Here is a 10,590-nt window from a genome sequence, read left to right as displayed (position 1 = left end):
AGCGCCCGGACCCCAGGGGGTCCGGGGGCTCCGTCGTCGCGTGGTGGAGGTCAGCGCACCGAGGCCGCCGCCACCTCCCGCTGGGCGGCCTCGGCGTCCCGCTGGCCCGGGCCGGCGTTGGTGCCGGACTCCGGCAGGTCGCCGTGGTCGTCGATCATCGTGTCCTCGTCGAAGGGGCTCTGCCCGGACAGCGCCGCGGACAGCTGCTCGCGGTCGAGCTCCTTGGTCCAGGTGGCGACCAGGACGGTGGCGATCGCGTTGCCGGCGAAGTTCGTCACCGCGCGCGCCTCGGACATGAACCGGTCGATGCCGACGATCAGCCCCACGCCGTCGAGCAGGTCCGGGCGGTGCGCCGACAGACCGCCGGCCAGCGTGGCCAGACCGGCGCCGGTGACCCCCGCCGCGCCCTTCGAGGCGATGATCATGAACACCAGCAGGCCGAGCTGCTCGCCGATGGTCAGCGGGTCGCCGAGGGCCTCGGCGATGAAGAGCGAGGCCATCGTCAGGTAGATCGCGGTGCCGTCGAGGTTGAAGGAGTACCCGGTGGGGACGACGATCCCGGCGACCGGCTGACTGACGCCGGCGTGCTCCATCTTGGCGATCAGGCGGGGCAGCGCGGTCTCCGACGACGAGGTCGACACGATCAGCAGGAACTCGCGGCCCAGGTACTTCAGCAGCGTGAACACGTTGACGCGGGCGACCAGGCGCAGGATCAGCCCGAGGACGACGAAGACGAACAGCGCGCAGGTGACGTAGAAGGCGATCATGATGACCGCCAGGCTCTTCAGCGCGTCGATGCCGGTCTCGCCCACGACCGCCGCGATCGCCCCGAAGGCGCCGATCGGGGCCAGCCACATGATCATCGCCAGGACGCGGAACACCAGCCGCTGCAGGTGGCCGATGCCGCGCAGGAGGGGCTCACCGGAGCGGCCCATGGCCTGGATGGCGAAGCCGACCAGCAGGGCGACCAGCAGCGCCTGCAGCACCGAGCCCTCGGTCAGCGACGACAGCAGCGTGGTCGGGATCAGCCCCAGCAGGAAGTCGACGGTGCCGCCGCTCTCGTGCGCCTGGCCGGCCAGCTGGGCGCCCTCGCCGCGCAGCTCGTCGGAGAGCTGGAGCCCGTCACCGGGGCTGATGACGTTGCCCACCACCAGGCCGATCGCCAGTGCGACGGTCGACATGAGGATGAAGTAGCCCAGCGCCAGACCACCGATCCGGCCGACCTTGGCCGCCTGCCGGATCGCGCCGATGCCCAGCACGATCGTGCAGAAGATGACCGGCGCGATCAGCATCTTGATCAGGCCGACGAACGCGGTGCCCAGCCACTTGAGCTCGGTCGCGAAGCCGGGGAAGAGGAAACCGACCGCGATGCCGGCGAGGACCGCGCCGATGACGGCGAGGTACAGCCAGTGCGTGCGGTCCTTCCGCCGGGTGACCGGCGGCGTGTCGTGCTCGGTGCCTGTCGCCATGGCTGCTCCTGTCGTCGGGAGGTGCGTCCGCGAACCCCGGGGCCTGGTCCCCGTCGGCGCGATGCCAGTCACACTCCCGTGCGTGGTGACGCCGGTCACCCATGTGTTCATTGCGTTCACGGCGGGCCGGACCCCGGTCGCCGCGGCCCCCCAGGCGGGAGACTCGGCCCGTGCGCGTGCCCGCCTTCCTGTCGCACCGCCGCGACACGAGCCTGGCGCGGCGGTTGCTGCTGCTCCAGGCGCTGGTCGTCGGCGTCGTCGTCCTCACCGCCACCGCCGTCGCCTACCTCGACGCCCGCCAGGCCGTGCAGGAGGCCGCCGAGCAGGAGACGACGGCGATCGTGGAGAGCCTCGCCGACTCACCGCTCGTGCTCGAGGCGGTCCTCGGCCCGGACCCGACGCCGGTGCTGCAGCCCTACGTCGAGCAGGTCCGCGCCGACACCGGCACCTCGTTCATCACCGTCCTCGCGCCCGACCGCACCCGGTACACCCATCCCGACACCACCCAGATCGGCCGCCCCTTCCGCGGCACGATCGCCCCGGCGCTGGCGGGGGAGACGTTCACCGAGACCTACACCGGCACCCTCGGCCCCTCGGTGCGGGCCACCGGGCCGGTCGTGGACGCCGACGGCGACGTCGTCGCGCTGGTGTCGGCCGGCATCACCGTCGCCGCCATCGGCGAGGACCTCGCCGCCGCCGTCCCCGGCATCGCCGGGACGGCGCTGGCCACCCTCGCCGTCGGCGGACTGGGCAGCTGGGCACTGAGCCGGCGGCTGCAGCGCCAGACCCACGGGCTGTCCCCGGCGCAGCTGGCGCGGATGGTCGAGTACCACCACGCGGTGCTGCACGCCGTCCGGGAGGGCCTGCTCCTGGTGGACGGCGAGGGGCGGGTGCAGCTGGTCAACGACGAGGCGCGCCGGCTGCTCGGCGTGGACGGCGACCCGGCGGGGCGGCACGTGTCCGAGCTGGGCCTGCCCCCGGAGCTGACCGCCGTGCTGACCCAGCAGCGCACCGCCGTCGACGAGGTGCACGTGACCGGCACGCGCGTGCTGGTGGTCAACCAGGCGCCGCCGCGGGCCGGCGACCGCTCGGCCGGCACCGTGGTGACCCTGCGGGACCACACCGACCTGCAGGCCCTCACCGGGGAGCTGGACAGCGTGCGCGCGTTCGCCGAGTCGCTGCGCGCCCAGGCGCACGAGGCGGCCAACCGGCTGCACACCACCGTCTCCCTGGTGGAGCTCGGCCGCACCCAGGAGGCCGTCGACTTCGCCACCGCCGAGCTGGCCTCCGCGCAGCGGCTCACCGACCGTGTGGTCGGGGCGGTCGGCGACCCGGTGCTGGCCGCCCTGCTGCTGGGCAAGGCCGCCACCGCGCACGAGCGCGGCGTGCTGCTGGAGATCGACCCGGCGACGTCGGTGGGGGAGACCGGCCTGCCCGGGGGCGACCTGGTGACCGTCGTGGGCAACCTGCTGGACAACGCGATCGACGCCGCCCTGGCCGGGGACCCGCCGCGGGAGGTCCAGCTGGCCGCGGAGGTGACCGGCGGCCGGCTGGAGATCCGGGTGGAGGACACCGGCCCGGGGGTGGCGGAGGACGACGTCCAGCGGGTCTTCGAGCGCGGCTGGTCCACCAAGGACGCCGGTGGCACCCCGGCCGGGCTCGGTCGTGGGCTCGGGCTGGCGCTGGTGGCCCAGGCGGTGCGTCGCCACGGCGGCACGGTCACGGTGCGCCCCGGCCCGGGGGCGCAGTTCGTGGTCACGCTGCCCCTCCCGGCGCGGGTGCCGGCGGAGGCGGCGCCGTGACCCCCGGCGTGATCCGCGTGCTGGTCGTGGAGGACGAGCCGGTCGCGGCCGAGGCGCACCGCGCCTACGTGGACCGCACCCCGGGCTTCGGCACCGCCGCCGTCGCCGGGACCGGGGCCGCCGCCCTCGACGCGCTGGCCCGGCTGCCGGTGGACCTCGTGCTGCTGGACATGAACCTGCCCGACACGCACGGCATCGAGCTGTGCCGGCGGATCCGGGCGGCGGGCGCCCCGGTCGACGTCCTCGCGGTGACCTCGGCGCGGGAGCTGGCCACCGTGCGGGCCGCGGCCGCGCACGGCGTCGTGGGCTACCTGCTCAAACCGTTCACCTACCCGGCGCTGCGCGACCGGCTCACCGCCTACTCCGAGTACCGCGCCCGGCTGACCGCCGAGGGCGACGCCACCGGCCAGGACGAGGTCGACCGGGTGCTCGGCGCCGTCCGTCCCGGCCGGCCGGCCCCGCTGCCCAAGGGGATGGGCCGCGAGACGCTGGACGCCGTCGTCGCCGCCGTCCGCACCTCGGCGGGGCTCTCGGCGGCGGAGACCGCCGAGCTGATCGGCGCCTCGCGGATCACCGCGCGCCGCTACCTCGAGTACCTCGCCGACACCGGTCTGGTCGACCGCGCACCGCGGTACGGGGGCACCGGCCGCCCCGAGCTCGAGTACCGCTGGCGGTGACGCCGCCCGGGCGCTTGACCTCCAGTGCACTCGAACCCCCACGCTGACCCCGCCGGCGGAAAAACCGGTGGCAGGCGATGAGCCCGGCGCGCAGATTCCGTCAGAGGGAGAGGGGACGCTGCGCCGAGACACCCCCGGGTGAGGGAGCACGATGACCGCACAGTCCGCACTGGCCATCGAGGCCACCGGCCTCACGAAGTCCTTCGGGGCCACGCAGGCGGTGGCCGGGGTGGACCTCGCCGTACCGGCCGGCACCGTCTACGGCGTCCTGGGCCCCAACGGAGCGGGGAAGACGACGACGATCCGGATGCTGGCCACCCTGATCGAGCCCGACGCCGGCCGCGCCCGCGTCCTCGGCCACGACATCGTCACCGACGCCGACGCCGTCCGCGGCCTGGTCAGCCTGACCGGCCAGCTCGCCTCGGTCGACGAGGAGCTCACCGGACGGGAGAACCTCGTGCTGCTGGCCCGGCTGCTCGGCCACCGCCGCGCGTCGGCCCGGGCCCGCGCCGACGAGCTGCTGGAGGCCTTCGGCATCGCCGAGGCCGCGGGCCGGCTGGTCAAGCACTACTCCGGCGGGATGCGCCGCCGGCTGGACATCGCAGCGAGCCTGGTCGTCACGCCGCGGCTGCTGTTCCTCGACGAGCCGACCACCGGGCTGGACCCGCGCTCGCGCAACCAGGTGTGGGAGATCGTGCGTGCGCTGGTGGCCGAGGGCACGACGATCCTGCTCTGCACCCAGTACCTGGAGGAGGCAGACCAGCTCGCCGACGGCCTGGCGGTCATCGACCGGGGGCGGGTCATCGCCGAGGGCACGCCCGGCCAGCTCAAGGCGTCGGTCGGCACCGGCTCCCTGCACGTGCGGGTGCACGACCCCCGCCAGCGCGGTCAGGCCGCCGACGTCCTCGAGTGCGCGGTCGGTCCGGTGACCCTCGACGCCGACCCCGGCGCGCTCTCGGCGGCCTGCGCGGACGCCGGGAAGGCCGCCCTCGGCATGGCCGAGCTCGCCCGCGCCGGCGTCGGCATCGCCGACTTCTCCCTCGACCAGCCCAGCCTCGACGAGGTCTTCCTGGCGCTCACCGGCCACCCCGCCGAGGACGGGGCGGGCCGGGAGGCCACGACCACCCTGCAGGAGCGCGCGTCATGACCACCACCGTCGTCCCCGACTCCGCCGACACCGCCGCCGTCCGCCGGGCCATCGCCTCCACCGCCCGGCCCCCGCGACCGGGGCCGCTGTCGGCGGCACTGACCTTCGGCTGGCGGGGCATGCTCAAGGTCCGGCACGTGCCCGAGCAACTGCTCGACGTCACGGTCACCCCGGTGATGTTCGTGCTGATGTTCACCTACCTGTTCGGCGGCGCGATCGCCGGCTCCACCAGCGCCTACCTGCAGTACATCCTGCCCGGGATGCTGGTGATGTCGGTGCTGTTCACGACGGTCTACAGCGGGGTCGCGCTCAACACCGACCTCACCAAGGGCGTGGTCGACCGGTTCCGCTCGCTGCCGATCTGGCGCCCCGCCCCGCTGCTGGGCTCGCTGCTCGGCGACAGCGTCCGCTACGTGCTGGCCGGCACCGTGATCATCGTGCTCGGCGTCGCGCTGGGCTACCGGCCGGAGGGCGGCGTGGCCGGCGTGCTGGGCGCGCTCGGGCTGGTCGTCGTCTTCTCCTTCGGCCTGTCGTGGGTGTTCTCGGTGCTGGGGCTGCTCATGCGCTCGCCGAACGCGGTGATGAACGCCGGGTTCACGGGCATCTTCCCGCTGACGTTCCTGTCCAACGTCTTCGTCGACCCCGACACGCTCCCCGGTCCGCTGGCCGCGTTCGTGGAGGTCAACCCGGTGTCGGTGCTCGCGACGGCGTCGCGCTCGCTGATGGCCGGGCAGCCCGACGGCGTCGCGATCGTGGTCTCGCTGGTGGTCGCCGCCGCCCTGGCCGCGGTGTTCCTGCCGATCACCACCCGGCTCTACCGCAGCCGCTGAGGGAGGCAGCCCCCATGCCGACCGGGGCGGTCGGCCCGCGGACGGGGCCCGGGTGGCGCTCCGAGGGCGCGGCGGCCGACCGAGGGAGCACCGGGCGCGCCCCGCCGTCAGCGGGCCAGGTGCGCGCGGATCGCGGCGACGACCATGCGGTGGTCGTCGAGCTGCGGGAGCCCGGACACCACGACCGCGCCGACCGGCCCCACCGACCGCACCAGGACGGGGAAGGCGCCACCGTGGGCGGCGTAGCGGGCCGGGTCCAGCCCGAACTCCTCCTCGAACGTCGTCCCCCGCTCGATCGAGGCCTGCCGCACGTGGAGGCTGCTGTGTCCGAAGCGGTGCACCACCCGCGTCTTGCGCTCGATCCACTCGTCGTTGTCGGGCGTCGCCCCGGTCAGCGCCGCGGCGAACAGCCGGTGCCCGTTGCGGGTGACGGCCACCGCGACCGGTGCCCGTGCCGCGCGGCCCGCCGCCACCAGCGCCGAGCCGAGGTCCCAGGCATCGTCGTTGGTGAAGCTGGCGAACTGCAGCTCCTGCTCCTCGGCGGCGAGTTCGGCGAGGGAGGGGAAGGCGTCGGGCATGCCCCCTTCCTACCGGTGGCGGGCTCGGCTCGCGGCCGGGCCCCGGACGGAGTAGGGGTGGAGGCACCCGAGCCGACAGGGATGCGCGATGACGATCACCGAGCGGGTGGACCGGTTCCAGCGGCGGCACCCCGCAGCCGGGTTCCCGATCGCGGTGGTCTACAAGTTCTTCGACGACGACGCCCACTTCCTCGCCGCCCTCATCACCTACTACGGGTTCCTCGCGTTGTTCCCGGTGCTGCTCCTGCTCGCCACCGTCCTCGGCCTGGTCCTGGCCGGGAACCCGGCGCTGCAGCAGCGGCTGCTCGACTCCGCGCTCGCGGAGTTCCCCGTCATCGGACCGCAGCTGGGCACGCCCGAGGCCCTGGGCGGCGGCTTCACCGGGGTGGTCGTGGGCGGACTGGTCGCACTCTACGGCGCGCTGGGCCTCGGGCAGGCGATGCAGCACACGATGAACACCGTCTGGGCCGTGCCCCGCCACAGCCGCCCCGACCCGATCACCTCGCGCGGCCGCAGCCTCCTGCTGCTGTGCACGCTGGGCGTCCTGGTGCTGGCCTCGACGGTGCTCTCCGCGCTCGGCGGCGGCGCGGCCGCGTACGGCGGTGGCTTCAGCGGAGCGGTGCACGTGCTGGTCACCGTGGCGTCGGTGCTCGTGAACGCCGCGGTGTTCGTGCTCGGGTTCCGGATCACCACCGCACGGCGGCTGAGCACCCGGCAGGTGGCGCCGGGCGCCGTGGCCGCCGCCGTGCTGTGGCAGCTGCTGCAGTCCTTCGGCGGGGTGTACGTGGCCCGGGTGGTGGCCAACGCCAGCGCCGTCGACGCGGTGTTCGCCCTGGTGCTCGGCCTGATCGCCTTCATCTACCTGGCGGCCACCGCGCTGGTGCTGTGCGCGGAGGTCAACGTCGTGCGCGTCGACCACCTGCACCCGCGCGCGCTGCTCACCCCCTTCGTCGACCACGACGACCTCACCGAGGGCGACGAGCGGGTGTTCGCCGAGGCGGCCCGCGCCCAACGGGCGGTGCGGCACCAGCGCGTCGACGTCGCGTTCGACAAGGACCGCGCGGACGAGCAGGAGCCGGGCCCGCACCCGCCGGACTGAGCCGGCCCCTGGTCAGGGCGGGGGAGCGCCGTCGCCGGAGTCCGGGCAGGGCGCGTCCGCCGGGGCCCCGCGGGTCCGTGCCCGACCGTCGAGGCGGAGCAGGGCGGTCTCCAGCCGCTCCCGCAGGTGCTCCTCGACCCCGGGGGACCAGCGGCTGCGGTGCCGTTCGCTCTCGGCCGTGGCGACGACCACGGCCGGCTGGTCGAAGCCGAGCTGCCGGCGGGCGGCCCGGTCGTCCGCCGGCCGGTCGTCGGAGAGCAACTCCCTCGGGAGGTAGTCCGGTGCGCTGGGTTCGTGCTGGCCCTTGGTCAGTGGGGTGAAGTCCCACGGGGACGTCACGCCGGGCGCCGATGGCCGCGACCGCACCGCGGCGAGGGTCAGCGCCCCGGCGGCCAGGGCGCTGACCACCGTCGGCAGCACGAGCCAGTGGTCCCGGTCGGGGGCGAGGCCGACGATCCCGGCCCCGACGAGAGCGGCCAGCGTCGAGATCCCCGCCAGCCCCTTGGCGTAGCTCAGCAGCCGGCTGAGCATGGGATGGGCGTCCTGACGGGCGGCGACGGTGCTGCCGAAGCTGATGAAGACGACCAGCAGCGTCACCGCCAGCTCCGCGTCGGTGACCGCGTCGCTCCACCGGGTGAGCGTCAGCACGAGCAGCATGAGGCTGTTCACCCAGCACGCGATGGTCATGGACAGCAGCCAGCCGCTCACCTCCGCGCGCAGCTCCACCTGCGCCTGCGAGAAGGCGCCGGAAGGGACGTCGGTCAGGTGGAGGTCGACCGTGGGGTGCATCCCCGACACCTGGTCGAAGGGGAGGTCCCGCGCAGCCGGTCGCGGCAGCTCCGCGACGGCCCCCGGGGCTCCGGCGGTGGACGTGTCCTCGGGCGCACCGGTCGGTCGGGAGGCGAGCGCCTGCCCTGCCCGGATCACCGCGCCCGGCGGGGCGGTGACCTCCAGGTGGAAGCTCTGGGCGCTCTCGGCGGCGTAGACGGGGAACCGGATCCGCACGGGGTCCACGCCCAGACTCGCCCGCAGGCGGGACCAGCGGATGCGGTCGTCGGCCGGCTGGAGGCTGTAGGCGGTCGGCCGACCGAGACCGGGGTGCGCCCGCAGGCCCGTCGTCCCCGCCTCGTAACGCAGGTCCAGCGGCTCGTCGTACCCGAACTTGACGATCCGACGGGTGAGGTCCTCCCGCTGGAGCAGCAGGCACATGACCCAGCTGTCGAGCAGCCTCTCGCAGGTCATCAGGAACAGGGCGTCGTCCCGCAGGACCGCGAACGTGGGGTCGTGCAGGAGTTCGCGCATGGCCTGGTGGACCTGCGGCCGGTCACCGAAGACCAGTCGCTCCACCAGCTGGTCGACGTGCGGGGGGAGGTCGGCCTCGGGGTCGCCGTCCCCGATCGACGCGGCCAGGCCCTTGAGCGCCGCCGCGGTGAGGGTCTGCTGCTGGCGCAGGCCGAGCAGGGACAGCGCGCTGCCGGCGTGGTCGCGGAGGTCGAACTTCACCAGGCTCCGCTTCTGCAACAGCGCCATCGGGACCGTGTCGAGGACCCGGCCGGACAGTTCCAGGGTGGGAGCGTAGGGCGGCAGGATGAAGTCGACGGTGACCTGCCGCCGGACCGTGCGGTCGTCGATGAAGGTCACCGCCTCCGTCCGGCGCCGGACCCAGTCCCGGCTGTTGAGCCACAGGTGGAGGATGCGCAGGCCGCAGTGGCGGCACAGCGCGACGTTGTAGTCCTGGACCTCCCGCGTCGACGCGAACCGGTGGTGGTGCGGGCCCAGGGCGTCCCAGGGGAAGCGGACGACCGGCCGCTGCACCCACCGGTCGGGCGGGGTGGCCCCCCCGCGGTCCTCGACGTCCCCGACGGTCATGCGCGCGGCCTCTCGGCGTCCACCGGCTGCGGTGCTCCGGGTCGAGGAGAGCACAGCCCCGTCGTCCCCGCACCACCGCCGACCCGGAGCCGCCGGGAGCGGGCCGGAGGTCTCCCCGCCGCCCGCTGTCCACCGAGTGAGACGCACGTCACACCTCCGTTTGACGACGTGGGGCGGGAGCGGGAGGCTGCCGACGTACCGACGCCGGAGCCCACGGCCCGCCCTCGCGGACCACCTCCGGCCAGGAAGGACGGGGCACGCCCCCGCAGCCGAGGAGGACGCGTGACAGCGACGCAGGAACGGTTGACGCGAGCCGGCGACAAGCTCCTCGGCAAGGTGGCCTTCGTCACCGGGGGCACGCGCGGCATCGGCGCGGCCATCTGCCGCAGCCTGGCCTCGCAGGGCGCGGACATCGCCGCCGGCTACAGCGGCAACACGGAGGCCGCCGAACGGTTCTGCCAGGACGTCGGCGCCGCCTACCCGGACACCCGCACCACGATCCACCGGGGCGACATCGGCTCCACCGACGACTGCAAGCGCACCATCGGCGAGGTCATCGAGCAGCACGGCCGGCTCGACATCCTGGTCAACAACGCCGGCATCACCGCCGACAAGACGGCGCTGAAGATGACCGCCGACGACTGGCGGCGGGTCATCGACGTCAACCTCTCCGGCGCCTTCTACCTCTCCCAGGCCGCGCTGACCCACATGCTCGAGCGCGGCAGCGGCCGCATCGTGATGATCTCCTCGGTCATCGGTGAGACCGGCGGCATCGGCCAGGCGAACTACGCGTCGGCGAAGGCCGGCCTGCTCGGCCTCACCAAGACCCTCGCCCTCGAGGCGGCGATGCAGCTGCAGCGCAAGGGCATCACCGACGGCGTCGGCGTCACCGTCAACGCCGTGACCCCCGGCTACATCGCCACCGAGATGCTCGACACCGTCCCCGAGAAGGTGCTCGAGGGTCTCAAGGCCAAGATCCCGCTCGGGCGACTGGGCCGCCCGGAGGAGATCGCCCGCGTCGTGCACTTCCTCGCCGCCGACGCCTCCTCCTACATCACCGGGCAGACCTGGGGCGTCAACGGCGGCCTGGACATGTAGCCGGCACGCGGGGCGAGCCGA

9 protein-coding genes are annotated in these 10,590 nt (G+C 74.2%); 6 read left to right on the top strand and 3 right to left on the bottom strand.

Going from position 1 to position 10,590, the window contains the following annotated elements; translation table 11 throughout:
* Nucleotides 1-50: 50 nt before the first annotated feature.
* Complete coding sequence (locus tag ACI78V_RS20825) at nucleotides 51-1,469, bottom strand: cation:dicarboxylate symporter family transporter (protein WP_456854226.1); 1,419 nt, start codon at nucleotides 1,467-1,469, stop codon at nucleotides 51-53.
* 170 nt (nucleotides 1,470-1,639) lie between these two features.
* Here ACI78V_RS20825 and ACI78V_RS20820 point away from each other — a divergent pair, with 170 nt between their 5' ends.
* From ACI78V_RS20820 to ACI78V_RS20805, 4 genes are all read left to right on the top strand, one after another.
* Entirely contained in the window at nucleotides 1,640-3,271 is a 1,632-nt protein-coding gene (locus ACI78V_RS20820; RefSeq protein WP_456854224.1) for a sensor histidine kinase, read from the top strand.
* Complete coding sequence (locus ACI78V_RS20815; RefSeq protein WP_456854222.1) at nucleotides 3,268-3,948, top strand: response regulator; 681 nt, start codon at nucleotides 3,268-3,270, stop codon at nucleotides 3,946-3,948. Before ACI78V_RS20820 ends, ACI78V_RS20815 begins: the two co-directional genes overlap by 4 nt.
* A 151-nt stretch (nucleotides 3,949-4,099) precedes the next feature.
* A complete protein-coding gene (locus ACI78V_RS20810) occupies nucleotides 4,100-5,095 on the top strand; it encodes an ATP-binding cassette domain-containing protein (RefSeq protein ID WP_456854220.1) in 996 nt (331 codons plus the stop codon).
* Nucleotides 5,092-5,925: an ABC transporter permease gene (locus tag ACI78V_RS20805; protein WP_456854218.1), complete on the top strand. Its 834-nt coding sequence runs from the start codon at nucleotides 5,092-5,094 to the stop codon at nucleotides 5,923-5,925. Before ACI78V_RS20810 ends, ACI78V_RS20805 begins: the two co-directional genes overlap by 4 nt.
* 107 nt (nucleotides 5,926-6,032) lie before the next feature.
* On the opposite strand, the gene ACI78V_RS20800 is transcribed toward ACI78V_RS20805, so the two are convergent.
* Nucleotides 6,033-6,503 (bottom strand): heme-degrading domain-containing protein, encoded by a 471-nt coding sequence (locus ACI78V_RS20800; RefSeq protein WP_456854216.1) that lies wholly within the window; start codon nucleotides 6,501-6,503, stop codon nucleotides 6,033-6,035.
* 88 nt (nucleotides 6,504-6,591) lie between these two features.
* Between ACI78V_RS20800 and ACI78V_RS20795 the strand changes: the two genes are divergently transcribed.
* Nucleotides 6,592-7,602 carry a YhjD/YihY/BrkB family envelope integrity protein gene (locus ACI78V_RS20795; protein WP_456854214.1) on the top strand — a complete coding sequence of 337 codons (1,011 nt, stop codon included), beginning with the start codon at nucleotides 6,592-6,594 and terminating at the stop codon, nucleotides 7,600-7,602.
* 12 nt (nucleotides 7,603-7,614) lie between these two features.
* Here ACI78V_RS20795 and ACI78V_RS20790 read toward each other — a convergent pair whose 3' ends face one another.
* Nucleotides 7,615-9,471: a hypothetical protein gene (locus tag ACI78V_RS20790; RefSeq protein WP_456854212.1), complete on the bottom strand. Its 1,857-nt coding sequence runs from the start codon at nucleotides 9,469-9,471 to the stop codon at nucleotides 7,615-7,617.
* Nucleotides 9,472-9,753: 282 nt separating this feature from the next.
* Between ACI78V_RS20790 and fabG the strand changes: the two genes are divergently transcribed.
* A complete protein-coding gene (gene fabG, locus ACI78V_RS20785; RefSeq protein WP_456854210.1) occupies nucleotides 9,754-10,569 on the top strand; it encodes a 3-oxoacyl-ACP reductase FabG in 816 nt (271 codons plus the stop codon).
* Nucleotides 10,570-10,590: the final 21 nt, after the last annotated feature.

The organism is Geodermatophilus sp. SYSU D00742 (genome assembly GCF_054049935.1).
The sequence above is the reverse complement of the archived record's forward strand: the minus strand, read 5'-3'. Positions and strand labels throughout refer to the sequence as shown.